We start from the raw sequence: 25,551 nt of genomic DNA, 5'->3' as shown, positions 1-25,551 counted from the left end.
TATCAGCCCGTTAAGTTACTTTAACGGGCTTTTTATTCACGGTTTTTATTTGTACACTCAAACCTATCATCAACTGCCATCACTTATAAATGCTAAAACATAAAAAACTTATTATCGCGTGCTTGCTGATATTATTGCCGTTGCTAGATAGTTTATTTATACCAACGGCTTTTGGGCTGCAATGGCATAATGCAAAAAGCATGTATTTACTCAGTGCTTATATGATGCCGATTAAATTAATATTGGTGACTATCGGTGGCTTTTTGTTAGCAAGCCACGGTCATCCCCATCATGACGAGCCCCGAGTTTGGTATGCTAAATTATTTGATATCAGCTTTTTTATATTGGCAGGGATCCAATTTATTGTCCTAGCAATCATTAGTGCATTGTATCTAGTGGTTGGCACTCAAGCCGACGACTACCGGCAACAGGGGAATATTAGTGTGTATACCTCGGATGTTGGCGCGTTTGGCAAAGCAACGCATTATTTTTCTTATCAATGCACTGATAAAAATGGCTTTTATACTTTAACACCGATTGCCACCCTCGATTGGTTAGGGTCGTTCACATTTAGTGAAAAAGCGAATACCTTAATCATCAAGCATGACGATCACAGTGGTAAAGGCGAACAAATTAAACCAATAGATATCAGTGGATTTGGCTGTAAATACTGAGTTGTACCCAGCAACTTTGGGAAAAGTTGCTGGATGAAACGGCCTACTAGTTAGAGTTCTGATTATTTTATCTGTATCTCGACATCTTGCCCTGTTTGTAAACGTTCAGCACCACGCACAGCCACGTTATCTCCTGCATTTAAACCGTTATCTGCAATTGGCGAGACTTCGACAAGTGGCCCTTTTCCACTGCCAACGGTTACAGGAATTTTTATCGCTTGACTTTTCGCATCAATTTTAACCACATGTATGCCTTGCTTACGGATGATTAACGCATCTCGATTTACCAATAATACGGGATTTTTGCTGGTCAATGGCACGGTTACATCAACAAGTTGGCCAATTGCCCAAGCGTGTTGTGCATCTGCTTGTAAATTGGCGCGTATTTCAACTGTCTGAGAGCGTGGATCTGTAAATGGAATTACCGCAGTTATTATTGCTGCAGCTGTTTCTGGTTGCGATAAGTCACCCGCTTTAATGGGAAGTTCGATGCCTGTTCGTAAATATTTTAAGTATCTAACGGGTACATATATACGTACTTCTAAATGATGAATATCAAGTAGCGTAAGTAACTCATCAGCACGGTTTATTTCACGACCTGCGCGCTTAAAGCGCTCGCTTACAACGCCAGCAAATGGCGCACGAATAGTTGCTCTTGTTAGTTTGTCATCGATTACTTTAAGTTCGATCTTCGCAAGTGCTATGTCAGAGCGAGCCAGATCGTGCTTATTTTGCACTTCGTCTACTTGGCTTAGTGCGGCGCTGCTAGATTTTTCTAACTCTTTTAAGCGTTTTAGGTCTTGTTGATATAAACGTAAATTAATATTAGCGCGATTGAGCATTTCTTCTTGGCGTGCTTTATCTAATTTTAAAGGTAAGGTATCCATACGAACTAAAATATCATTTTTCTTAATCACGCTGCCAGGCTCGGCAACATAGATAAGACGGCCACTAATGCCTGCTGTTAAAGTAACATCGTCTTTGCCAAACAGCGTACCATTAACTTCTATTTCACTGGTTAACGGCGCTTTAGTGACCTGTGCAACAGTCACAGGAATAACGGCAAAAACAGGTGCTATAAATAAACAGTTACATAGGATGAAAGACTGCATGGCTAGTTTAATTCTATTCATGATTAGATTCTCTATATTCATTGGCTTGTAGCTAAACTTTTTGCTGTATTGTTTACTGATTGATTATTTGACGCAGGCGGTGTGCTTCGGCCTAGTTGTAACAAACTAGGCATTAAAATGAGAGTGAACAACGCACTGATCGCCATACCACCGACTATAACGGTTGCAAGCCCTCTGTAAATTTCAGAGCCTACACCGGGCATTAGCATCAATGGCAGCATGCCAAATAAGCTCGTAAGCGTACTTAAGTAAACAGGCCTTGCCCTTAGTAATATCGCTTGTTTGACCGCCGCCTCACGACTTAAACCTGATGTCATCGCTACCTTAGTTTGATCCACTAATAATATGGCATTGTTAACTACTAACCCTAACAAAATGATAAACCCTATCATGGTGAGCAAATCAAGCGATTGAAAAGTAAATAGGTTTAAAATAAACAGCGCTAATACGCCACCAGCAATGGCTAGAGGCATAACCAGTAAAACCAACGCACTGTCTTTTGCGGATTTAAACAGTGCTGTCATTAATAAAAATAAAATAAACAACGCCAACACAAAATTCAGCGCCATTTCGGTCATCGCCGAATTCATTTTTTGTGCGTTGCCAGCCAATATTGCTCCCGCATTACTTGGCAGGCTAGCTCTGACTTTAGGCATTACCTGTTCGCTTAAAATTGCTTGCGCTTGTTGTAAGCTCATATCAGCAGGTGGAGTTACGACTATGCTCACTGTACGGCGACCATTTACCCGACGTAACTGAGTGGGTCCCACAGTACGTTCAATGTTGGCAAGCTCGCCAAGGGTTTGTATACCTGCTTGTGGGGTAACAATCGGCAGTGCTTTTAGTTCTTCTGGGGTTTGCCAAGGAATGCCTCGTAAAATGACATTCATGCGTTCATTACCATCAAAATATTCATTCACAAATAAACCACCAGTATATGCTTGTACTGCTTGCGATACATCTCGACGAGTCAGGCCTGCTTGGGTAATACGGCGATCATTAGGTGTTAGTCTAAGTTCAGGTTCAGCCATATCAAGACGAGGCTGTGGCTGGGCGGTAGCATCTGGTAGAACTTCATTGACGGCGTTTAGTGCAATTTGTGCTGCATTAACTAAGTCATCCATGTTCGGCCCGGTTAGGTCAATATTGATATCGCGGCCATCACCACCGTTTGCAACTTGGATCATTGAACCACGAAAGAAAAATACTTGCGTGTCGGGTAAATCAATAAAAATCTCTTCTTTGGCTACTTTCATTAACTCTTCGACTCGTTGTGGATCGGCTGAGTAAATAAAGCCACCTGCATTTGAGCCAAAAGCATAAAAATTAAAATCTTTAATACCAGGTTCTTTTTCGCCATTGAAGTAGGGCATGAGTCGTTTTTTAACTCTGAGTAAGAGCTCTTCTTCCATAAATTGCACATTCCCACCTGGTGGCGTGACCAAATTGAAAAAGAAGCCATCAGTAGGCGCGCGTGGCATAAAATCGGTTTTCGGTAGCATAGTTAATGTTGCTATCACTGAGCCGCCAAGTAATACGATAATCCACATAATTTGCTTAACGCGAGTGTTCGTTAACTTCATAATAAAATTACTGAGCTTTTGCCAATAGTAATGATATGGGTCCGCTTTGATTTGCGCATCGGGCCATAGATGATTCGCTAATGGGATAAGTGTAATTGCGCATATCATTGATGTGATAACCGCTACAGAGAGTGTCAGTGCTAAATCAGAAAACAATTGCCCTTCAATACCAGCCATAAATAAAATAGGTAAAAATATTGCAACACTCGTTGTTGTTGATGCAAATAACGCCCCAGTAACTTGGGCCGCTCCTTTAAGCGCCGCTTTTTTATTATCTAGGCCTTCAGCGCGAAGTCTGGCGATATTTTCTTGTACTATAATAGCCGCATCTAACACTAAGCCAACAGCAAATGCCAGACCCGCGAGTGATATAACATTTAGACTACGGTCAAAAACATTAAGCGCTAAAAATGCCACCATCAATGAGATTGGAATAGTCGCTGCAATCACTAAAGTAGCTTTCAGGCCTCTAAAAAATAACCATAAAATTAAGCAAGACAAAATAACGCCAAGGCCTAAGTTACTTTTAACTAACGACAGTGCATTGCGTATATGCACCGAGGCATCAAAACTAAGCTCAATAGAGAGTCCATTCGCTGCCAGCGGCCCTTCATTGAGCTCTTTTATTGCTAGATTAATATCGTCAAGTAACGCAACCGTATTGGCTTTATTAGCGCGAGAAATACGGATGTAGTAGGCTGGTTTTCCATTACGTCCACTCATACCTAAGCGGTCAGAGTAAGTCCGTTCAACACTGGCTATATCGCCTAAATAAATAGGCCTATCATCTGAGTAACCAACGCGCATTTGTGCCATGCTAGATAAGTCATATTGTCCCGTAAAACGCACTGTATATTGGCGCCTACCTACATTAGCTAAGCCACCTGAAGTATCTCGTGAACTGGCAAGTACGTTACTAATTTTATCTAGGCTTATTCCTAAGGCTGCTGCTTTATGCGGATCAAACGTAATACGCAATTCTTTCGGGCGTTCACTGGCCAGATCCACCCGCGCAACACCTGGAATTTGCGCTAATCGTGGTTCGATAAACTCATCAATTTGTTTTTGAAACTGCGACATATCAAAATCTAAACTATCCGATTGATAATCTTTAGGTGTGATCAGTAAGGTTGCTGCCGCCTCACCATTATTTCCGCCAGCGAATACAACAGGGTCGAATGCGTCTAAAGGTAAAGGGGGAGCTTGATTAAGGCTGGTTAATACATCAAGCATGGCTTGTTGCATATTTTGGCCAACAGCAAAGGTTAGCGTAATAGCGCCATTACCTCGGTTGATATTGGTATTTACTTCTAATGCGCCAGGTGTATTTTTAACTGCATTTTCAATGGGCTCAATGATAACCGATTCAATCTCTTCGGGTGCAGCTTGTCGCCAACCAGAGAAAATTGTAATTTGCGGTTGTTCAATATCAGGGGTTAATTGAATCGGCAACTTAAAAATGCTTAATATGCCAAACAACATAATTAGCACCAAGATAACAATGACACTCGCAGGGTTTTTTAGCGAACTACGTGTCAGGTTCATTGTGTGTCTTCCAATATTTGTTTTTGTGCATTGTAGTGATATGTAAAAAAAGCGCCACTATCATAAATAGAATGTATGTCAAAAAGTAACCAAGAAACCACTAAATCAGCCAAAAGAGGCAATTTTGTAATAACTTGTAACACTTTAAGTATAAATTAGGTGGCAATTTTTTAAGCGATCATTTTTAAGTTGTTTTGAGTTAGACTTACCAACAATATTTTTAATCGATAAAATGTTGTTTAAAAAGCAAGGAGCTTATCATGAAAAAGCATGAGCTGATTGACCAAGATGGACAAGCCGACTTTGGTATTTTTCCAGATGGAGTAGATGACATCAATTACTTGGATTTTGACCTGCGTAGTACTATGGGTAAATCCAGAAGTACGCTTTTTAAAAAGTTAAGCTTTAATCAATTTCAATTTATTAGTTTGAGTTGTGAGCAGTTAATTATTGGTTTAGCGATCGTTGATTTAAAAATTGCGAGTCACTGTTTTGTATATGTATACGACCCACAAACGACAGAATTCGATGAAGTCAGTTTTATCAGCTTACTGGCTTTAAATACGTGTATTGATAGCACACCAAACACCGGGCAAGCGACTTTTCGAAAAGGGCGTAACAGCGTAACTATTAATACAACCGCTAAGCCGCAAATACGCTCGGTAGAGGTAAATTTAAAGTCCGGGCTGAAAATTAGTGCCTGTATTGATGAATCGATAAATTATAACCCGCTTGCGGTGTGTGTTCGTGCCGGTTTTACAGGCTTTCATTTTACCCAAAAAACTGCCGCATTACCCTGTACTGGAACACTTCAGTGGCGTGGTAACAAATATGTATTTGAAGAGCTTAAAATACTGGCAAGTGTTGATTGGAGCGCGGGTTTCATGCGTCGCGAAACCTTTTGGAACTGGGGGAGTTTAGCCTGCACATTAGCTGATGGCCGCCGCTTAGGTTTAAATTTAAGTGCGGGGGTTATTGAAACAGGTTTTACCGAAAACGCCTTGTGGCTCGATGGCACGCTTTATAAAATTGATATGGTCGATTTTCAATTTGAGCGCTATGGTAATGCTAAAGCAACGAGTAAATGGCGGCTGCGTTCAAACGACGGTATCATCAATTTATACTTCGAACCAATAGGTAAACGCCAAGATAAAACCAACTTAATTATTATCGCGACTAACTTCACTCAACACTTCGGCCGTTACTATGGTGAAATAACTCTTGCAGACGAAGTTATCACACTTAACGGCGAATGGGGATTTACCGAAGACCACTATGCGAAGTGGTAAAGAGTACTTAATACCAATCGACTTAAATATTTAACCACCCTAGCGAGCTAAATAAAGCGCTAACTGCGTTATAATTTTTTCAAGTAGAACAACTGCATGTCAAAATTTATGCCTTGTTATCACTCCATTTATCTGTCGCTATAAATGGTCAGTAACTTTACACGATTGGTATAACCTGACTATCGTTTAAAAATGAACTTAACATCTATCCCAAGATCAGCTCGTTGCCGCGTCACTAAATTCAATCGATTTGTTCAACGACTATAGTGCTTAATGCACTGTGTGATAAACCAAATCGAATCTTGTATTAGGTAAACACCGACAGCACCCAACGTGAGTAAAGTCGCGGCAGCTTGCAACAGCAAATGCTGCGACACATGCTTCGCCAGCAAGCCGTTCTCCCCAGCAGTGAGCCAAGTCCCCAAAAAATCTCACTGTAACCAAATTGCTCAGGCGTGAACCCCAGCGCTGCGAAATTAAATCCACCCAGTTGGTAATAAGAAAAAAGGGAAATGTTGTAAAGTGCCACCAACAATTACCACTGACATTTTTTAACTAACTCAAACCAAGAACGAGTAAACTTTTTAGGGAGGATTTTCTTTGGTGGTACGATAGGGACTTCGAGCTTTTTAGCAAAGTAACGGTGTACAAAGGTTTTCATTTGATCGCTTTCTAATTGCTCGTAAGCTATTTGCAATTGTGCTATGTCCTTTCGGCTAACATAATTTCCTTTAAGTTTTTTAAAACGCATTTCCAGCCACAGTAATAAAGCTTGTTTAGCCTCATTGGGAAAGGCATGGGTTAAAGTGGATGTGGGTCCGTATAATCTTTCAAAGTTTATTGTTTGATCTTGGATCAAAAATACCATTAACAGATTTAATCCTGCAGAAATTTGTCCCGCTCGCTTGTCAATAATTTGATAACGGCTTAAGGCACTACGAAAATAATGTTCAGCTTCTGGGATTTTATTCTCATCAAGTGCCAAATAGCCCAAGTTACTTTCTATCATGGCGACAACGTTAGGGAGGTTTAAACGCACCGTGAAATTATAGCTTTCGGCATATAGGTTACGCGCTTCGTCATTGTTATTTTGTGCCATAGCGACCAGTGCCATACTGTTGGTAAGCGTCAAGCGTTGACGATCATTTTCAGCGTATTTATAACCACATTGAAAACTTAGTTGGGCATCGTCTAAATACTCTGCATAGCGTAGCCAAATACCTAACGCACTCATAATAGACGTTATTCTCTTTTTGAAATAAGGGGCTTGCTGCTGACTAAATATCGCATCTACAGACTGATGAAGGCGGTCAAATTGACTGGTCGGAACGGCTGCTCGGGCGTTAATAAGATGCCAACGAATAAATAACTCAGGTGAAACTTTATCGATATCGTCAAGATTTTCAAGAATAATAATAGATTGCGCTGGGTTGACCACAAGGTAGTCTTCAGCTTCGTTTAACTTATTTTCAAAAGTGCTTAGTTCAGTAGCAAAAGCTTGCTGAAAACCAAGTAACAGGAACCAACATATAACGAAAAGCCGTAACAACTTGATCTCAATTACTTAATGATGTGATTGATAATTATAGTTGCCGCAGTCATACAAATCAAAGCTAATAAACCAGAATAAGTTCTCAGCTATCAAGTATGTTGTATTTAAAGGTGATATTTATCATAAAAGAGAAAATAACACAGATAGAAAAAGCCCTAGATCTATATAGATTTAGGGCTTTCATTTATTTACTGTTAATGTCAATCAGCTTATTGTTTAGAACTTTTCAGCTCTCTATTATTCGTCTATCGATCTCAATAATGCATTAATCCCTACTTTTTCGCGGGTTTGCTGATCTACTTTTTTCACGATAATTGCAGCGTACAAGCTGTGAGTACCGTCTTTTGATGGCAGTGCGCCTGGAACAACCACTGCACCTGCTGGTACGCGGCCGTAGTGGATCTCGCCAGTTTCGCGGTCGTAAATGCGAGTACTTTGGCTGATGTAAACACCCATTGAAATAACAGCGCCTTCTTCAACGATCACGCCTTCTACAATTTCAGAGCGTGCACCAATAAAACAGTTATCTTCAATGATAGTAGGATTGGCTTGTAATGGCTCTAAAACGCCACCTATGCCAACACCTCCTGACAAGTGTACGTTCTTACCAATTTGTGCACACGAGCCTACAGTGGCCCATGTATCAACCATAGTGCCATCATCAACGTAAGCACCAATGTTTACATATGATGGCATCAATACTACATTTTTACCGACAAAGCTGCCTTTACGGGCAACAGCGTTTGGTACAACGCGCATGCCACCTTGCTGAAATTGCTCCGGTGTATAGTCGCTAAATTTCAGTGGTACTTTGTCATAAAACTGGTTTACGCCGTCGTTCATTGGTTGATTGTCACGAATACGAAACGACAGTAACACGGCTTTTTTTAGCCATTGATGGACAACCCACTCACCACTGATTTTTTCAGCAACGCGTGCGGCACCACTATCAAGTAGCTCAAGTACATCGATTATGGCTTGTTTTACATCACTAGGTACTGTGCTCGGGCTGATGCTATCACGGTTATCCCAGGCGTTTTCAATGGTGGTTTTTAAATCTGACATAAGATCCTCTTATTCGGTTTCTGCGTTGAGTTTTTTACGCAATGCTTGATGAATTTTTGCTTGTTCTTCGTCGGTAAGAGCTTGGTATTCGTTATTCGATACCACGAAGAAATCTTCTGCACGTTCACCTACGGTGGTGATCCGCGCGGCGTGTATATGTAATAAATGGGCTTGAAACACTTCGGCAATTTTGGTTAATAAGCCAGGAATATCTACCGCTTGAATTTCGATTAAGCTGCGGTCTTTACGCGGGTGAGGGCGCAGGATAATTTTTGGTTTAATATTAAAATCTTTAAAGCGTTGTGAGCGATTCTTTTTAAAGCGAATTTTCTTTTTCGGATCAGCAAGCGCTTGATCAAGGCCGCGTTTGATTGACTGCGCTTGAGCGCTGGCAATCGGGTCGCCACTGACTTCAAGTACTACAAAGCTAAACAGCACATAGCCGTCGCGAGTGGTGAGCACTTGAGCATGTTGAATTTGCGCTTTTTTAGAGCCGATCACACTTACTAAACGGGCAAATAAACCGCCGGAGTAGGGGCTATAAACAAAAATCTGTGTACCGCCGTGCATGGCTGTATTTGATACCGCAACACTGGGTTGGCTTAAATCAACGCAGTTTAGTAAATGTTCGGTGTGCCATGATAGTTGTTGCTCACTAAAGGCCGTAAAGTAATTTGCTTTAAAACGGCTCCAAATTAAATCAATCTGATTTTCATCATAGCCATTGTTGATTAACCGTTGTTTGGCTTGATGCTTTTTATCGCGAATTTGGTCGCGCTGATCCATAGGATTTTCAAGGCCTAACCGTAACGCCCTTTGAGTATGCAGGTAAAGCTCACGCAACAAGGTGTTTTTCCAATCATTCCACAAGTTGTCGTTAGTGGCGCGAATATCTGCGACGGTTAAGCAGTATAGATAATCAAGTTGTCGTTCGGTTTTAACTCGAGTAGCAAAGTCTTTGATCACATCTGGGTCATTAATATCTTTACGCTGTGCAGTTACAGACATAAGTAAATGGTTACTAACTAGCCAAGCAATCAATTTGCCATCGGAAGTTGAAAAACGGTGTAATTTGGCAAAAGCAATGGCATCAACAGCACCGAGTTCTGAGTGATCGCCGCCACGGCCTTTGGCAATGTCATGGAAGATGCCCGCTAAATACAGTAGCTCGGGCTTGTCCATGCGGGTGACTATTTCACAACAAATAGGAAACTCACTGACGTTTGCTTTATCAAAATATTGATAAATGTTATTGATCAACTTATGAGTATGTTCATCCACAGTATAAGCGTGAAATAAGTCAAATTGCATCTGTCCAAAAATGTTTCGCCACTGGGGTAAATAAGCGGCAAGCATGCCGTGTTTGTGCATTAAAGTAAATGCACGGCCCATGCCGTTAGGGTGTTTAATTAACCGTAAAAATGCTTCGCGACAGGCGGCATAATCTTGCAAATCTCCTAACAGACGACGGCGCACTTGGCGAATGGTACGGATAGTACTTGGGTAAATATGGGTAATTTCAGGGTTATCGGCAATGTGTTCGAACAATACAAATAGTTGATCACGGCGAAAGAACACGGACGGATTTTTTACCCTAATTTGATGGCCAACACGTTCGAAATTACGATCGAGTTCAACCACTGCTTGTTCGTTACTTTCCGGTAAAATGCTTTGTTCAAAATATGATAACAACATTTGATTTAGCTCACGGACCCGGCTCATGATCCTAAATAATCGCTTCATCATCCGCTCAACTGAAGCTTTACCATCGCTACCAAAGCCAAGTAAATCAGCGGCCAGTGGTTGATGATCAAATAACAACCGGTTCTCAGAGCGTCCAGCCGCTAAATGCAGCGCAAAACGGATATTCCAGAGATTTTCTAAACACTCTAGGAGCTCTTGGTATTCTTCATGAGTGAGATAGCCGTGGCTAATAAGCTCTTGTAAGGTTTCGGCTCTAAAATGTTTTTTAGCAACCCAAATGATGGTTTGTAAATCGCGCAGCCCCCCTGGGTTTTCTTTAATATTTGGTTCGAGGTTGTATGCTGTACCGTGACATTTTTTATGACGCAGTTGTTGCTCATGTACTTTTGCTAAAAAGAATTCGTCAGAGTGCCATACAGGCGTATCAAGAATATGCTCTTTGAGTTTTTCATATTCAATGTGATTACCGAACAGTAGTCGACTTTCAAGCAAGCTAGTGGCAAAAGTCACGTCAGCACGTTTTTGCTCAATCGCTTGCTCAATGGTACGCACACTGTGGCCAATTTCTAAATTAAGATCCCAGAGCATGGTCACAAATTGGCCGATTTTTTCACACACGGCATCACTAGGTTGCTCAGTAACTAGCAGTAAAAAATCGATATCTGAATAGGGGTGCAGCTCACCGCGACCATAACCGCCAACGGCGATCAAGGCTAAATCTGGCTCATGGGCTAAATCATAAACATGAAACAGTTTAATCAGTAAGCGGTCGATAAACTCAGCCCGGGCATTAATCAAATTACCGACTGGCTGTTTTGAAAACTCGTTTTGTAACCATTTATAAAAATAATTAGAACAATCGCGATAATCGGTTAATTGCTCAGCATCGCTGAGCAATTTTTTAACTTTATTGGGTAATGCCACGTGGGCTGGCTCCTTAGCATACTAATTTCACCCTAAGTCGGGTGAGTCAGTATTTAATGTTCAATGATCCGGTCAATCGTATCATCTGATCGAAGCGTTAAAATTTCAACACCATTTTCAGTTACTAATAAGGTGTGTTCCCACTGCGCAGACAAGCTACGGTCTTTAGTAACCACAGTCCAGTCATCTTTTAATAGTTTACACTGGCGTTTACCAGCGTTAACCATTGGCTCAATAGTCAAACACATACCTGCTTTTAGGGCTTCGCCAGTACCAGCGCGGCCATAATGCATTATTTGTGGTTCTTCATGAAACTCTGCACCAATACCATGGCCGCAATATTCACGAACAATTGAGTAGTTAAAGCTCTCTGCATATTTTTGAATCGCTTCGCCGATATCACCTAAACGCACGCCTGGTTTAACCATTTTTATTGCTAAATAAAGGCTTTCTTGCGTTACTTCAGCAAGACGCTTGCCTTGGATGTTTGGCGTGCCAACATGAAACATTTTTGATGTGTCGCCGTGGTAGCCATCTTTGATAACCGTGATATCGATATTGACACTGTCGCCATCTTTTAATGCTTTGTCGTTAGGAATACCATGGCAAATTACATGGTTTACTGAGGTGCAAATTGATTTAGGAAAACCATGGTAATTTAGTGGGGCAGGAATTGCCTTTTGCACATCGACAATATAATTATGACAAATTGTATTTAGTTCATCAGTGGTTACACCGGGAACTACATGTGACTCTATCATTTCCAGGACATCTGCCGCTAAGCGCCCGGCTACACGCATTTTCTCTATTTCTTCAGGGGTCTTGATCACAGCACTCATGGAGGCTCCATTGTCGAGTTTTACACATTTATCGTCGCACAAATTTTGCACGCGACGTTGAATATTTGTTTTTAATATGGTATAAAGCGCGCCGTCTTTTTACAAATAAATTCTTAAATGATTTTTTGTATTTAAGGCAAACACAATTTTATTTTAACACACACACGTATCGTCACATACACTTGGGTGCATTTCAGTTTCATTTAACTGCGGTGTTGGTGCTATGGGGTATGTGGAGGCCTAACCCTAAACTAAACAGAGGAAATACAAAATGGCAAACGTTTCAATGCGCGACATGCTTCAAGCTGGTGTTCACTTCGGTCACCAAGCACGTTACTGGAATCCTAAGATGAAGCCTTTCATCTTCGGCGCACGTAACCGTGTTCATATCATCAACCTTGAGCAAACTGTTCCAATGTTCAACAACGCACTTAAGTTTTTAACTGGTGCTGCGTCAAACAAAGGTAAAGTTCTTTTCGTTGGTACTAAGCGCGCAGCAAGCGAGTCGGTTAAAGAAGCCGCTATCGCTAGTGATCAGTATTACGTAAATCACCGTTGGTTAGGTGGTATGTTGACTAACTGGAAAACAGTTCGTCAATCAATCAAGCGTCTTAAAGACCTTGAGATCCAAAGCCAAGACGGTACTTTCGAGAAGTTAACTAAGAAAGAAACGTTAATGCTTAACCGCGAAATGGAAAAGCTTGAAAAGAGCCTTGGCGGTATCAAAAACATGGGTGGTCTTCCTGACGCACTTTTCGTTATCGATGCAGACCACGAGCACATCGCTATCCGTGAAGCTAACAACCTAGGTATTCCAGTTGTTGCGATCGTTGATACTAACTCTAACCCAGACGGTGTTGATTTCATCGTACCTGGTAATGATGATGCTATCCGTGCAATCAACCTTTACACAGGCGCAGTTGCAGCAGCAATCACTGAAGGTCGTGAGAGCAATATCGTTGCTCAAGCTGAGAAAGACGACTTCGTAGAAGCTGAGTAATTAGCTGTCATCAAGTCTTCATCTAATTTTAGATGAAGACTTGCTATTCTTGTAGAGCGGGTAACCCGCTTATCTAAACCTGAATTCAGATTTGAGGATTTACTAATGGCTGTAACTACTGCCCTAGTTAAAGAATTACGCGAGCGTACCGGCGCTGGCATGATGGATTGTAAAAAAGCGTTAACTGAAACAGATGGTGACATCGAGTTAGCGATTGAAAATATGCGTAAAAGTGGCGCTGCAAAAGCTGCTAAAAAAGCAGGTAACATTGCTGCTGAAGGTACTATCATCATCAAGCAAAATGCAGGTGTTGCAGTACTAGTTGAAGTTAACTGTCAAACTGACTTCGTAGCAAAAGACGTAAGTTTCTTAGCATTTGCTAACAAAGTTGCTGATGCTGCTATTGCAGAAACGATTTCTATCGAAGACTTACAAGCTAAGTTCGAAGAAGATCGTGTTGAACTAGTTACTAAAATTGGCGAAAACATTAACGTACGTCGTTTACAGTACATTGCTGGTGAGCAACTAGTTGAGTACCGTCACGGTGAGCGTATTGGTGTTGTTGTTGCTGGTGTTGCTGATGAAGAAACACTTAAGCACGTTGCAATGCACGTTGCTGCTTCAAACCCAGAGTACCTAGCACCTGAAGATGTACCTGCTGACGTTGTTGAAAAAGAAAAGCAAGTACAAATCGAAATCGCGATGAACGAAGGCAAGCCTGCTGAAATCGCTGAGAAGATGGTTGTTGGTCGCATGAAAAAATTCACTGGTGAGGTTTCTCTTACTGGTCAAGCTTTCATCATGGAACCTAAAAAATCTGTTGGCGAAATTCTTAAAGAGAAAAACGCAACAGTTACTGGCTTCGTACGTGTAGAAGTTGGTGAAGGTATCGAGAAGAAAACTGAAGATTTTGCTGCTGAAGTTGCTGCACAGATTGCTGCTGCTAAAGGTCAATAAAATCGATTTCCTTTGACGAAAAAGTGAGTTAGATGAAATTATTCTGTTATTTGCTTTTGCGTCATCGCTGAAAATTCTTTAAAATAACCGCGCTCTTTATGTGAAAATCATAAGCGCGGTTATTTTTTATCCTTTTTTTATAAAGTTGGCCCAAATACTATGACAATCAATCGTAAACCTATTTTTAGACGCGTTCTTCTCAAATTAAGCGGTGAAGCACTGATGGGAGACGAAGGCTTCGGCATCGACCCAAAAGTATTAGATCGTATGGCGCAAGAAATCAAAGAGCTTGTAGAACTCGACGTAGAAGTGGGTTTAGTTATCGGTGGCGGTAACTTTTTACGTGGCGGCTCACTTGCTGAAGCAGGCATGAATCGCGTAGTTGGCGATCATATGGGGATGCTAGCAACTGTCATGAATGGTCTTGCAATGCGTGATGCGTTGCACCGTGCATTTGTAAATTGTCGTTTAATGTCAGCTATCCCACTTAACGGTGTGTGTGATGCATACAATTGGGCTGAGGCAATTAGCTTATTAAAAACGGGCCGTGTAGTTATTTTTGCAGCCGGTACTGGTAATCCATTCTTTACAACGGATTCGGCCGCGTGTTTACGTGGTATTGAAATTGAAGCCGATACCGTGATTAAAGCCACCAAGGTTGACGGTGTTTACAGTGATGATCCGGTAAAAAATCCAGAGGCGACACTTTACCGTCACTTGAGCTACAATGAAATCATTGAAAAAGAATTAAAAGTAATGGATCTTGCGGCATTCACTCTTGCGCGTGATCACAAGATGCCGTTGAGCGTATTTAATATGAATAAATCAGGCGCTTTAAAGCGTGTAATTATGGGCGAAGAAGAAGGCACTCTTATCTCTTCACAAGCCTCAGATGAAGTTATTAACTAGATTAGGATTGAACCGTGATAAACGATATTCAAAAAGATGCTGCAGAACGTATGCAGAAAAGTGTAACGGCACTTAGCAGTCAACTATCTAAAATCCGTACTGGCCGTGCTCATCCGGCAATATTAGATGGCATTATGGTGCCATATTACGGCGCACCAACGCCATTGAACCAAGTTGCCAATGTAACAATTGAAGATTCACGTACACTTGCGTTAAGTGTATTTGATAAATCGCTTGCACAAGCGGTAGAGAAAGCAATCATGGCATCTGACTTAGGTTTAAACCCAATGTCAGCAGGTTCTGTGATCCGTGTACCACTTCCTCCGCTAACTGAGGAACGTCGTAAAAACTTAATTAAAATCGTTCGTGGTGAAGTTGAAAGCGGCCGTGTTGCAATCCGTAATATTCGTCGTGATGCTAACGGTGACGTTAAAAACTTATTGAAAGATAAAGATATTTCTGAAGATGAAGCGCGTCAATCTGATGATGCAATTCAAAAGCTTACGGACAAATTCATTAAAGAGATGGACACTCAATTAGCGGCGAAAGAAGCCGAGTTGATGGAAATCTAAGCTAGTAAATTTATTAGTTTTGAAACGCCGTCTGGGGTATACTAGGCGGCGTTTTTTTATGGAATACTCGATATTTATGGTTCTTAACGCTGATAAAATTTCCCAGCAATGTTTACCCAAGCATGTCGCTATAATCATGGATGGCAATGGTCGTTGGGCACAAGCCAAGAATAGGCCACGTGTGTACGGTCATAAAAAAGGCGTGGATGCGGTTCGTCAGTCTGTGCAGTTTTGTACTAAATTAGGAGTAGAGTCATTGACTCTATTCGCTTTTAGTAGTGAAAACTGGCATCGCCCCGAAGATGAAGTCAGTACCTTGATGGAGCTGTTTTTGTTTGTGCTGAGTAAGGAAGTTAAAAAGCTACACAAAAATAATGTTAAGTTAACCATTATTGGTGACTTATCTCGTTTTTCAGATACTTTGCGCAGCAAGGTTGATGCAGCACATGAATTAACGGCTAATAATACTGGTTTGCAACTGAATGTAGCGGCAAATTATGGTGGTCGATGGGATATAACAAATGCTGCAAAGCAATTAGGTAAGCTGATTGCTGCAGGGACGTTAAACCCTGATGATATTACAGAGCACGATTTAGCCGCCCATATGAGTATGCAAGATCAGGCTGAACCTGACTTGTTGATCCGTACTGGTGGCGATTTACGCATAAGCAACTTTTTATTGTGGCAAGCTGCTTATGCTGAACTTTACTTTACCGATACGCTTTGGCCTGACTTCAATGAAGCAGCTTTTGCTGATGCTATCGCTTGTTACGTTGCCAGAGAGCGACGGTTTGGTTGTACTGGCGAACAAATAAAACAATTACTCGCTGAAACCTAATTAAAAAGGGTAACACTTTGCTAAAACAACGAATTTTAACCTCTTTAGTGCTAGCGCCTTTGGCACTGGTGTTGGTTTTTTATACACCTCTTACATTGTTTAGTTACATCGCTGGCGCGATTGTTTTATTAGGCGCGTGGGAATGGTCGGCATTTATGGGGTTATGCGATAAAGTTAAACGTTTTTCGTTTGTGACGTTTATTGGCTTGTTACTGGTACTGCTTAATTGGCATTGGCCAATTGATGGACTGTGGGTCGACGGCCAGCTCGTAGGAGACGCAAATTATATATTCACACTGTCATTTTCGTGGTGGATTGTAGCCACCTACCTAGTGTGGCGCTACCCAGCAATGGCTAAAGCATGGAACGAAGGAGTGGTTATGCGCGCTATTGCCGGTATTCTCACCTTAGTACCGCTGTGGCTTGCGCTTAATACACTGCGCAGTGCTAACTATGAGCAATCAACGCACTTTGGTTCGATGCTTATTTTAGTGGTACTGGGGATCGTATGGAGTGCTGACATTGGTGCATACTTTACGGGTAAAAACTTTGGCAAGCATAAGTTAATGCCAAAAGTGAGCCCTAATAAAACCATTGAAGGTTTAGCTGGTGGCTTAGTTGCTGCGGTAATTTTTGTTTTAGCGTTTTGTCATTTTACCAATGTAGATATGTCTGTTTGGCCAATTTACGCGATTATGACTGTATTCATCGCGTTATTCTCAGCTATTGGCGACTTACTCGAAAGTATGTTTAAACGCGAAGCTGGTCTTAAAGATAGTGGCTCATGTTTGCCTGGCCATGGGGGGATTTTAGATCGCCTTGACAGCCTAACTGCTGCAGCCCCCATTTTTGTGTTGTGCTATGCATGGACACTTAGTTTATGAGTTGTAGACAACAACTCGTCATTCTCGGCGCGACAGGTTCCATTGGTTTGAGTACCTTAGATGTTGTTGCGCGTAATCAAGAACAGTTTGCTGTATTTGCACTTGCGGCAGGTAATAATAGTGAATTGATGGCGCAATTGTGTATTGCTCATCAACCACGCTTTGCAGTGATGGCAGATGACAGCGCTGCAGCTAAGTTAAGCCAACACTTATCGGGCAGTGGCTGCAAAACAGTGATCCGCAGTGGCATTGCCGCCATGAGTGAACTGGCCGCTCACCCAGACGTTGACGCGGTAATGTCGGCGATTGTTGGTGCAGCGGGGCTAATACCTACACTTAGTGCGGTAGAAGCAGGTAAAAAAGTATTACTGGCGAATAAAGAATCTTTAGTCATGTCAGGTCAGTTGTTTATTGATAAAGTAAAACAACATAAAGCCACTTTACTACCGATTGACAGTGAACATAATGCCATATTCCAGTGCCTGCCAAGTGCACTGCAAGGCTCTAAAACCAACGCACAGTTACATGAGCATGGGGTAAGTAAAATTTTACTTACCGGTTCTGGTGGGCCTTTTTTAACGTGTGATATTGCCTCTTTAAAAGACGTTACTGTGGCACAAGCTGTAGCGCATCCAAATTGGTCGATGGGACAAAAGATATCTGTTGATTCAGCCACTATGATGAATAAAGGCCTTGAGTTTATTGAGGCTAAATGGCTATTTAACTGCCAGGCAAACGATATTGAAGTGGTCATTCACCCGCAAAGTATTATTCATTCAATGGTGCAATACCAAGATGGATCGGTGCTAGCGCAAATGGGGAATCCAGATATGCGTACACCGATTGCTCATGCTTTAGCATACCCACAGCGTATTGATGCTGGAGTAACACCACTGGATTTTTCACAGCTTGCTGATTTTACTTTTACGAAACCAGATTTTGCCCGCTACCCCAATTTACAATTAGCTATTGCTGCGTGTAATGCTGGACAAGGTGCTACAACGACAGTTAATGCTGCCAATGAAATTGCTGTACAGGCATTTTTACAAGGGCAGATAGGCTTTACTGATATATACCGCATTAATGCACAAACATTAGACACAACGGTTGATGTAAACGTACACACGCTCGATGAAATTCTTGAATGTGACCGTTTAGCTCGACTTCAAGCGACGCAACTCATTGCAAAGGTAGTACGCTAATATGTTCGATTTTCTGTGGAATTTAGGTTCTTTTATTCTAGCGCTGGGAATTTTAGTAACAGTGCATGAATATGGCCATTTTTGGGTTGCCCGCAAAGCGGGTGTGAAGGTATTAAGGTTTTCTATTGGCTTTGGTAAACCGCTAATAAAATGGCACGATAAACACGACACTGAATATGTTATTGCAGCAATTCCTTTAGGCGGCTACGTGAAAATGCTTGATGAACGTGTTGATGAGGTGCCTGCTGACCAACGCCACTTATCATTCAATGCCAAGTCAGTACAAGCGCGTATCGCGATTGTAGCGGCAGGGCCGCTGGCTAACTTTATATTTGCTATCTTTGCTTTAGCTGCGATGTACATGGTTGGAGTTCAATCGGTGAAGCCGGTGGTTGGCTCAGTAAATGAGGGTAGCCGCGCTGAGCAAGCCGGTATTATGCCAAGTCAGCAAATTATAAAAATTGGCGATGATGATATTGCTACCTGGCAAGATGCTACGTTTGCGTTAATGGCCAGCCTAGGTGATAAAAGCGTTGCAGTTACCGTGCGTGACGAGCAATTTCAAGAACAGGTTAAAATGCTTGATATTGATGGTTGGAAACTTGATCAACAAGATGTGCCACCATTAGCTTCATTAGGTATTGTACCGTTTCGTCCGCAGGCGACTTTAACCGTTGCCACAATTTCGCCAAACTCTGCTGCAGCAGACGCTAATTTACAAGCAGGCGATGAAATTATCGCAGTAAATGGTGAAACAATAACCAGTTGGACGCAGTTAGTTAATGTTATTCAGCAATCCGCTAACAAATCATTACAATTTAGTGTAAAAAGACAAGATAGTATAGAGCTGCTAAATGTTACGCCGAAAGGACAACGTAATAGTGATGGCTTGCTACAAGGCTTTTTAGGTGTCGCGCCGGTGGTTGAAACATGGCCAGATGGTTACATTGAAACTAGACATTATGGTCCACTCGATAGTATGGTGCTGGGCGTAAGTGAAACATGGCGCTTGATCAGCCTAAGTTTTGATATGATTGGTAACTTAATTACTGGTCAAGTATCAGTGAAGAATTTAAGTGGTCCAGTTGGTATTGCTGTTGGAGCGGGAACTAGCGTAAGCTATGGCTTAGTAGCGTTTTTAGGCTTCTTAGCATTGATAAGTGTAAACCTGGGCGTATTTAATTTATTGCCCTTACCAGTGCTTGATGGTGGGCACTTAATGTATTACATAATTGAACTTTTTCGTAAAAAGCCGGTCTCTGAAAAGACACAAGAATTTGGTTTTAAAGTGGGTGCCTTGCTACTCATTTTTCTTACATGTTTCGCTTTGTTCAATGATGTATCGCGATTGTAAGCAATTGCGACAGTCTCGAATTAAAACACGATTGTAAAACACCGCTAAAGTATAATTTTAAGGTGTTGAGCGGTAATACCGTTGTAAAGGATAAAGATAATAAAATGGCTATAAAAAAACATTTGGCAGTAACAAGTTTATTAGGTGCTAGCTTTGCAGCCCTAGGCCAAAACTCCTTTATTGTTGACGATTTAAAAGTTGAAGGCTTACAGCGCGTTGCGTTGGGAGCGGCATTAACACATATTCCTATTAATGTGGGTGATAATGTTGATGACTACACAATTTCAAAAACGATTAAGTCTTTGTATAACTCAGGTCACTTCGACAACATCAAGGCACTACGTGATGGCAATAATGTTATTTTTAAAGTAACAGAGCGCCCAACTATTAGTGTTATTGAGTTTGAAGGTAATAAAGACATTAAAGACGAGCAGCTTACTCAGTCGCTTGATCAGCAAGATATTCGCCAAGGTGAACCACTGGATAAAACTGTGGTGGATAACATCGAGAAAGGCTTAATTGAGTTTTTCCACAGTATTGGTAAATACAACGCTAAAATTGATGTCAGTATCACTAAGTTACCGCGTAACCGCGTTAAGCTAAAACTTGAGTTTGATGAAGGCGATGCCGCATCTATTCGTCAGATCAACTTAGTTGGTAATGAATTATTTAGTGATGAAGACTTGTTAGCACTTGCTGAGTCACAACAAGATTTACCTTGGTGGCAGTTTATGGGCAGCGATCGCTACCAGAAACAAACCATTGAAGGCGATCTCGAGAAAATTCGTAGTTATTATTTAGACCGTGGTTACTTACGTTTTAATATTGACTCAACACAAGTATCAGTTAGTCCTGAGCGTGAATCTGTGTATGTAACAGCTAACATCACCGAAGGCGTTAAATACAAAGTGAAAGGCTTTGACTTCATTGGTGATTTACTTGGCCGTGAAGAACTGATCAAAAGCGTTATTCCACTTCGTGCCGGTGAACTTTATAATGGCTCAGTGGTTACCTCATCTGAAGAATTTATCAAAAGTTATTTAGCGCGTTTCGGTTATGCGAATGCGGAAGTTCGCACCATTCCTGAAATTGACGATGAAAACAAAGAAGTTCAGTTAACACTCTCAGTTAATCCTGGTCAGCGTGTTTATGTTCGTCGTATTATCGTTGGTGGTAACCAAAATACCGCAGATGAAGTATTACGTCGTGAAATGACCCAGCTGGAAGGCGCCTGGTTATCGAATCAGAATCTTGAGCGTTCAAAGCTACAAATTCAACGTCTTCCTTACATGGAAAGTGTTGATTTTAATGTTGTGCCAGTCCCTGGTATAGATGACCAAGTTGATGTCGATTTTACTGTTAAAGAGCAATCAGCAGGTAGCTTTAATGCAGGTCTTGCTTATGGTTCTTACTTAGGTCTGCAATTTAATATCGGTGTTACTGAGTCTAACTTCTTAGGCACGGGTAACCAGATTGGCTTTAACATCAATACCTCGCGTGGTTCAGAACGTGTTAGTTTATCGTATACCGACCCTTACTTCACCCCAGATGGTGTGTCGCAAGGCAGTAGTATTTTCTACAGTAATTACGATGCAAGTAAGTTTAGCCTCATCGATTACAAATCGAAAAGCTACGGGATTGGTACTAATATAGGATTCCCGATTGATGCGGTAAACCGTATCAACTTTGGTGTACGTTGGATCCAAGAAGAATTATCTGAAATTGCTGAATATGAGCAAACTCGTGTTATGCGTGAGACCTTCTTAGACCCGAATAATCCAGATAAAGGATTTGATTTTACTAAGTACGAACTCAGCGTTGGCTGGTCTCGTGTGACAGTAAACCGTGGCTTATTCCCAACTGCAGGTTCGCGTCAAACATTAAACTTAACAGGTACTACGCCAAACTCTGATTTAACTTACTTTAAGTTAAACTATGACTCGCGTTTTTATTGGCCGCTTTCGAATAACCATCGTTGGGTATTCTCAACCCGTGCTGCGCTTGGTTATGGTAACGGTTATGGCACAACCAATGGTTACGACCAAACATTGCCATTCCAAGAGTACTTTCGTATAACAGAAATGGAATTACGCGGTTTTGACCGTAATACTATATTGCCGCGCGCAATATCACGTACGCCACAGTTAATTCCGGGCACTTCGTTGCCAGATGGTGGCCTAACAGGCAATATAGGCGGTTCGCCAGAGTTTGATGTGTTAACACCACAAGGGCGTATTGGTGGTAATGCTAAAGCGGTTGCTGGCATGGAGTTAATTGTGCCAACTCCATTCTTGGATGAAGATAATACCAGTTCTGTACGTACCAGCTTCTTTATTGATGCTGCAAACGTATGGGATACTGAATTTAACGTTGATCGTTATAAAAATTTAGGGCCGGATGAACGCGCTAAGCTTGAGGATTATTCAGATCCGCTGCGCTTTAGGGTATCAACCGGTTTATCACTACAATGGATCTCACCTATGGGTCCTATGTTGATTAGTTTTGCGTATCCATTGCAACAAGAAGAAGATGACGATACGAAGACCATCAGCTTTAACATTAGTAATACATTCTAAAGGAGTTTTTTGTGAAAAAATCATTTAAATCATCGGCAATTGCCATTTTAGCTACACTTATGATGGGTACTTCTGCAAGTGCTTTTGCACATAAAGTAGGTATCGTAGATATGCAAGAAATCTACAAACAAATCCCACAAATGGCAAAAGTTGAGCAAACATTACAAGCTGAATTTGCTGAGCGTCGTCAAGAGCTTGAGAAGTTGCAGGGCGATATCCGCTTTGAAGCAGAAAAATTCAAGCGTGAAAGCACTACGATGAGCCAAGCGCAAAAAGATGCCCTACGTGAAAAAGTGGAAGGTATGCAAAAAAATCTTGCTGAAAAAGGTCGTCCTTTAGAGCAAGAAATTAAAGTTCGTCAAAATCAAGAATTAGCTAAAGTTCAAGGTCTTATCATCAAAGCAATCGAAGATATTGCCAAAGATGGTAAATATGATGAAGTTAAAGTTAAAGATACTACTATCTACTTTAACCCTAAAACGGTAGTTGATTTATCAAGTAAAGTTGTTGATCAAGTAAGTAAGCAATAGAACTTATTATATGCATAATTATACGCTTTCGCAGATTGCGGAACTTCTAGGCGCCGAGCTTGACGGTGACGGCGCTTGGGAAATCTCAAAAATTGCTACACTTGCAAATGCCCAATCTGGGCATATTGCATTTTTAGCGAATAAGAAATATCGCTCACAACTTAGTGATACTCAAGCGGGGGCAGTGATCTTATCTGCCGCAGATGCAGAGTATTATCAAGGTAATAAGCTCATCGTTGCTAACCCTTATGTTTGCTACGCGAAATTAGCTCAGTTACTCGATACCACGCCACGTTCAGCGTCATCAGGTATACACCCAAGTGCGGTGATCCACCCTGATGCCACGGTTGCAAGCACAGCCGCTGTTGCCGCTAATGCGGTGATTGAAGCCGGAGCGGTAATTGGTGATAACGTGCAAATAGGTGCTAATTGCTTTATTGGTGAAAACACAAAAATTGGCAATGGCACAAAACTGTGGGCAAATGTCAGTGTTTATCATGATGTAGAGATTGGCAATGATTGTTTATTTCAATCAAGTAGCGTAATCGGCAGTGATGGCTTTGGCTATGCAAACGATAAAGGACAATGGATAAAAATCCCTCAGCTTGGTCGCGTTATTATTAGTGACAAGGTTGAAATTGGTGCAGGTACTACGGTTGATCGCGGCGCAATAGACGACACGATTATTCGCAGCAATGTGATTATCGATAACCAATGTCAAATTGCTCATAATGTTGAAATTGGTTCAGGCACAGCAATTGCTGGCTGTACCGTGATAGCTGGTAGTACAACTATTGGTAAAAATTGCCAGATTGCGGGGCTTGTAGGCATAAATGGTCACATAGATATCTGTGATGGTGTTATACTTACGGGTATGAGCATGGTGACTAAAGCGATTACGGAACCTGGTGTTTATTCCTCAGGGCTTCCACACTCTTCAAATAAAGAGTGGCGCAGAAACATTGCCCATTTACGTAATCTGCCAGAGATGAAAGTTCGCCTTAAAGCGCTAGAGACTCTGACTAAGTCATTAAACGTTGATCATTAATAAGGATGCTATTTTGGCAAACGAATTAAATAGCCTTGATATACAAGAAATTTTAAGCTTACTTCCGCATCGTTACCCGATGCTACTAGTTGACCGTGTGCTTGATTACACCCCTGGTGAATCATTACATGCAATTAAGAACGTAACTTTTAATGAACCGATTTTTACCGGCCATTTCCCTAACCAGCCAATTTTTCCTGGTGTATTAATTTTAGAAGCCATGGCACAGGCAACCGGTTTATTGGGTTTTAAAACTGTCGAAAATCGCAGTGAAAATGAACTATATTTATTTGCAGCGATAGATAATGCGCGCTTTAAACAACCAGTAACGCCTGGTGACACCATGCATTTACACGTTCAATTTTTAAAAGAGCGTCGTAATATTTGGAAGTTTGCGGCAGAAGCAAAAGTTGATGGCAAAATAGTATGTAGTGCCGAAATCATGTGTGCGAGAAGAGAGCTTTAATTGTGATCCATCCTACAGCGATAATCGAATCAGGTGCAAAGTTAGGTAATAATGTATCAGTTGGCCCTTACAGCTACATTGGCAACGATGTGGTTATTGGTGACAACTGCATTATCGAATCCCATGTTGTGGTCAAAGGTCCGTCAACAATAGGTTCAGGCAATCATATATTTCAATTTGCGTCTGTAGGTGAAGCCTGCCAAGACAAAAAATATAATAATGAGCCAACCACACTTATCATTGGCGATAACAATGTTATTCGTGAATGCGCGACTATCCACCGAGGTACAATTCAAGACCAAGGTGTGACTAAGATTGGCAGCAATAATTTATTTATGGCTTACACTCACGTAGCTCATGATGCAGTGATTGGCGATAACGTTATTTTTGCTAATAATGCATCTGTTGCAGGCCATGTACATATTGGTGACTGGGTTATCTTAGCGGGTAATTCAGGTATTCATCAATTCTGTAAAGTGGGGGCACATGCCTTTGTAGGTATGTACTCTGGCGTCAACAAAGATGTGCCGCCGTTTGTAACAACCATAGGTACGCCAGCAGGTCCTGTTGCAATTAATACTGAAGGCATGAAACGCCGTGGTTTTGAAAGCGATGAAGTAATGGCAACACGTCGTGCTTATAAAACATTATACCGCAAGAGCTTAGGTGTTGAAGAGGCACTTGCAGCGCTTGCTGATGATGCCGCTAAGTACCCAGCAGTACAGTTAATGGTTGATTTTGTGAAAAATTCTGAACGCGGTATTATTCGTTAATTCGTTTATGCTGTGTATAAAAGCCACCAGTTATTAAGTTAACTTGGTGGCTTTTTTGTATTCACTGTTTTGTATTTACTTTAATTCAGTTGCAGCTCAGTTGATACCTGCTACCTTTATGCATTCTAAGGGAG

General features: G+C 41.4%; 21 protein-coding genes. 15 read left to right on the top strand and 6 right to left on the bottom strand.

The window, feature by feature from the left end:
• The first annotated feature begins 89 nt into the window (after positions 1-89).
• Positions 90-674 (top strand): hypothetical protein, encoded by a 585-nt coding sequence (locus tag H5203_RS15640; RefSeq protein ID WP_145240458.1) that lies wholly within the window; start codon positions 90-92, stop codon positions 672-674.
• Between the two features lie 62 nt (positions 675-736).
• On the opposite strand, the gene H5203_RS15635 is transcribed toward H5203_RS15640, so the two are convergent.
• A complete protein-coding gene (locus H5203_RS15635; protein WP_259401959.1) occupies positions 737-1,807 on the bottom strand; it encodes an efflux RND transporter periplasmic adaptor subunit in 1,071 nt (356 codons plus the stop codon).
• A 17-nt stretch (positions 1,808-1,824) separates the two neighbouring features.
• Positions 1,825-4,935 (bottom strand): efflux RND transporter permease subunit, encoded by a 3,111-nt coding sequence (locus tag H5203_RS15630; RefSeq protein ID WP_149982999.1) that lies wholly within the window; start codon positions 4,933-4,935, stop codon positions 1,825-1,827.
• 260 nt (positions 4,936-5,195) lie between these two features.
• On the opposite strand from H5203_RS15630, the gene H5203_RS15625 reads away from it, so the two are divergent.
• Positions 5,196-6,224, top strand: coding sequence for a DUF2804 domain-containing protein (locus tag H5203_RS15625; protein WP_220494562.1), 1,029 nt, complete (start codon positions 5,196-5,198; stop codon positions 6,222-6,224).
• 535 nt (positions 6,225-6,759) lie between these two features.
• On the opposite strand, the gene H5203_RS15620 is transcribed toward H5203_RS15625, so the two are convergent.
• From H5203_RS15620 to map, 4 genes are all read right to left on the bottom strand, one after another.
• Positions 6,760-7,773, bottom strand: coding sequence for a tetratricopeptide repeat protein (locus H5203_RS15620; protein ID WP_259398305.1), 1,014 nt, complete (start codon positions 7,771-7,773; stop codon positions 6,760-6,762).
• Between the two features lie 240 nt (positions 7,774-8,013).
• Positions 8,014-8,841 (bottom strand): 2,3,4,5-tetrahydropyridine-2,6-dicarboxylate N-succinyltransferase, encoded by an 828-nt coding sequence (gene dapD, locus H5203_RS15615; protein WP_145240464.1) that lies wholly within the window; start codon positions 8,839-8,841, stop codon positions 8,014-8,016.
• Positions 8,842-8,850: 9 nt separating this feature from the next.
• Complete coding sequence (gene glnD, locus H5203_RS15610; protein WP_145240466.1) at positions 8,851-11,469, bottom strand: [protein-PII] uridylyltransferase; 2,619 nt, start codon at positions 11,467-11,469, stop codon at positions 8,851-8,853.
• 53 nt (positions 11,470-11,522) lie between these two features.
• Positions 11,523-12,308, bottom strand: a complete 786-nt coding sequence (gene map, locus H5203_RS15605) for a type I methionyl aminopeptidase (RefSeq protein WP_145240468.1) — start codon at positions 12,306-12,308, stop codon at positions 11,523-11,525.
• A 271-nt stretch (positions 12,309-12,579) separates the two neighbouring features.
• Here map and rpsB point away from each other — a divergent pair, with 271 nt between their 5' ends.
• The 13 genes from rpsB (at position 12,580) to lpxA (ending at position 25,417) form a co-directional block, all read left to right on the top strand.
• Positions 12,580-13,308 carry a 30S ribosomal protein S2 gene (gene rpsB / locus H5203_RS15600; RefSeq protein WP_145240470.1) on the top strand — a complete coding sequence of 243 codons (729 nt, stop codon included), beginning with the start codon at positions 12,580-12,582 and terminating at the stop codon, positions 13,306-13,308.
• Positions 13,309-13,413: 105 nt separating this feature from the next.
• Positions 13,414-14,265 carry a translation elongation factor Ts gene (gene tsf, locus H5203_RS15595; protein WP_145240472.1) on the top strand — a complete coding sequence of 284 codons (852 nt, stop codon included), beginning with the start codon at positions 13,414-13,416 and terminating at the stop codon, positions 14,263-14,265.
• A gap of 159 nt (positions 14,266-14,424) precedes the next feature.
• Positions 14,425-15,174 (top strand): UMP kinase, encoded by a 750-nt coding sequence (gene pyrH, locus H5203_RS15590; RefSeq protein ID WP_145240474.1) that lies wholly within the window; start codon positions 14,425-14,427, stop codon positions 15,172-15,174.
• A 50-nt stretch (positions 15,175-15,224) separates the two neighbouring features.
• The gene (frr, locus tag H5203_RS15585; protein ID WP_215909106.1) at positions 15,225-15,746 is read left to right on the top strand and encodes a ribosome recycling factor; all 522 of its coding nucleotides are present in this window, start codon (positions 15,225-15,227) and stop codon (positions 15,744-15,746) included.
• 58 nt (positions 15,747-15,804) lie between these two features.
• Positions 15,805-16,584 carry an isoprenyl transferase gene (locus H5203_RS15580; RefSeq protein WP_145240478.1) on the top strand — a complete coding sequence of 260 codons (780 nt, stop codon included), beginning with the start codon at positions 15,805-15,807 and terminating at the stop codon, positions 16,582-16,584.
• Between the two features lie 17 nt (positions 16,585-16,601).
• Positions 16,602-17,468 carry a phosphatidate cytidylyltransferase gene (locus H5203_RS15575; protein ID WP_145240480.1) on the top strand — a complete coding sequence of 289 codons (867 nt, stop codon included), beginning with the start codon at positions 16,602-16,604 and terminating at the stop codon, positions 17,466-17,468.
• Positions 17,465-18,670 carry a 1-deoxy-D-xylulose-5-phosphate reductoisomerase gene (gene ispC, locus H5203_RS15570; RefSeq protein WP_145240482.1) on the top strand — a complete coding sequence of 402 codons (1,206 nt, stop codon included), beginning with the start codon at positions 17,465-17,467 and terminating at the stop codon, positions 18,668-18,670. The genes H5203_RS15575 and ispC overlap by 4 nt, the downstream gene beginning before the upstream one ends.
• Before the next feature lies 1 nt (position 18,671).
• Entirely contained in the window at positions 18,672-20,024 is a 1,353-nt protein-coding gene (gene rseP, locus H5203_RS15565) for a sigma E protease regulator RseP (protein WP_182819946.1), read from the top strand.
• Positions 20,025-20,128: 104 nt separating this feature from the next.
• On the top strand, positions 20,129-22,600 hold the full coding sequence (gene bamA / locus H5203_RS15560; protein ID WP_182731381.1) for an outer membrane protein assembly factor BamA: 2,472 nt from the start codon (positions 20,129-20,131) through the stop codon (positions 22,598-22,600).
• Between the two features lie 11 nt (positions 22,601-22,611).
• Positions 22,612-23,130 carry an OmpH family outer membrane protein gene (locus H5203_RS15555; protein ID WP_145240487.1) on the top strand — a complete coding sequence of 173 codons (519 nt, stop codon included), beginning with the start codon at positions 22,612-22,614 and terminating at the stop codon, positions 23,128-23,130.
• A 10-nt stretch (positions 23,131-23,140) separates the two neighbouring features.
• Positions 23,141-24,178 carry a UDP-3-O-(3-hydroxymyristoyl)glucosamine N-acyltransferase gene (lpxD, locus tag H5203_RS15550; RefSeq protein ID WP_182819945.1) on the top strand — a complete coding sequence of 346 codons (1,038 nt, stop codon included), beginning with the start codon at positions 23,141-23,143 and terminating at the stop codon, positions 24,176-24,178.
• Between the two features lie 13 nt (positions 24,179-24,191).
• Positions 24,192-24,644: a 3-hydroxyacyl-ACP dehydratase FabZ gene (gene fabZ, locus H5203_RS15545; RefSeq protein WP_145240491.1), complete on the top strand. Its 453-nt coding sequence runs from the start codon at positions 24,192-24,194 to the stop codon at positions 24,642-24,644.
• A gap of 2 nt (positions 24,645-24,646) precedes the next feature.
• Entirely contained in the window at positions 24,647-25,417 is a 771-nt protein-coding gene (lpxA, locus tag H5203_RS15540; RefSeq protein ID WP_145240493.1) for an acyl-ACP--UDP-N-acetylglucosamine O-acyltransferase, read from the top strand.
• Positions 25,418-25,551: the final 134 nt, after the last annotated feature.

The sequence above is a fragment of the Pseudoalteromonas sp. SG41-1 genome, from assembly GCF_014164575.1.
In the GTDB taxonomy this organism is placed as follows: domain Bacteria; phylum Pseudomonadota; class Gammaproteobacteria; order Enterobacterales; family Alteromonadaceae; genus Pseudoalteromonas; species Pseudoalteromonas rhizosphaerae.
Note: the sequence above shows the minus strand (reverse complement) of the source record. Positions and strands in the feature narration are given on the sequence as shown.

Excerpts from the sequence above, each read along its gene's own strand:
- rseP (WP_182819946.1), top strand. The coding sequence starts at position 18,672 with ATGTTCGATTTTCTGTGGAATTTAGGTTCTTTTATTCTAGCGCTGGGA.
- ispC (WP_145240482.1), top strand. The coding sequence starts at position 17,465 with ATGAGTTGTAGACAACAACTCGTCATTCTCGGCGCGACAGGTTCCATT.
- map (WP_145240468.1), bottom strand. The coding sequence starts at position 12,308 with ATGAGTGCTGTGATCAAGACCCCTGAAGAAATAGAGAAAATGCGTGTA.
- frr (WP_215909106.1), top strand. The coding sequence starts at position 15,225 with ATGCAGAAAAGTGTAACGGCACTTAGCAGTCAACTATCTAAAATCCGT.
- H5203_RS15630 (WP_149982999.1), bottom strand. The coding sequence starts at position 4,935 with ATGAACCTGACACGTAGTTCGCTAAAAAACCCTGCGAGTGTCATTGTT.
- dapD (WP_145240464.1), bottom strand. The coding sequence starts at position 8,841 with ATGTCAGATTTAAAAACCACCATTGAAAACGCCTGGGATAACCGTGAT.
- H5203_RS15580 (WP_145240478.1), top strand. The coding sequence starts at position 15,805 with ATGGAATACTCGATATTTATGGTTCTTAACGCTGATAAAATTTCCCAG.
- rpsB (WP_145240470.1), top strand. The coding sequence starts at position 12,580 with ATGGCAAACGTTTCAATGCGCGACATGCTTCAAGCTGGTGTTCACTTC.
- bamA (WP_182731381.1), top strand. The coding sequence starts at position 20,129 with ATGGCTATAAAAAAACATTTGGCAGTAACAAGTTTATTAGGTGCTAGC.
- lpxD (WP_182819945.1), top strand. The coding sequence starts at position 23,141 with ATGCATAATTATACGCTTTCGCAGATTGCGGAACTTCTAGGCGCCGAG.
- pyrH (WP_145240474.1), top strand. The coding sequence starts at position 14,425 with ATGACAATCAATCGTAAACCTATTTTTAGACGCGTTCTTCTCAAATTA.
- H5203_RS15640 (WP_145240458.1), top strand. The coding sequence starts at position 90 with ATGCTAAAACATAAAAAACTTATTATCGCGTGCTTGCTGATATTATTG.
- tsf (WP_145240472.1), top strand. The coding sequence starts at position 13,414 with ATGGCTGTAACTACTGCCCTAGTTAAAGAATTACGCGAGCGTACCGGC.
- H5203_RS15635 (WP_259401959.1), bottom strand. The coding sequence starts at position 1,807 with ATGAATAGAATTAAACTAGCCATGCAGTCTTTCATCCTATGTAACTGT.
- H5203_RS15625 (WP_220494562.1), top strand. The coding sequence starts at position 5,196 with ATGAAAAAGCATGAGCTGATTGACCAAGATGGACAAGCCGACTTTGGT.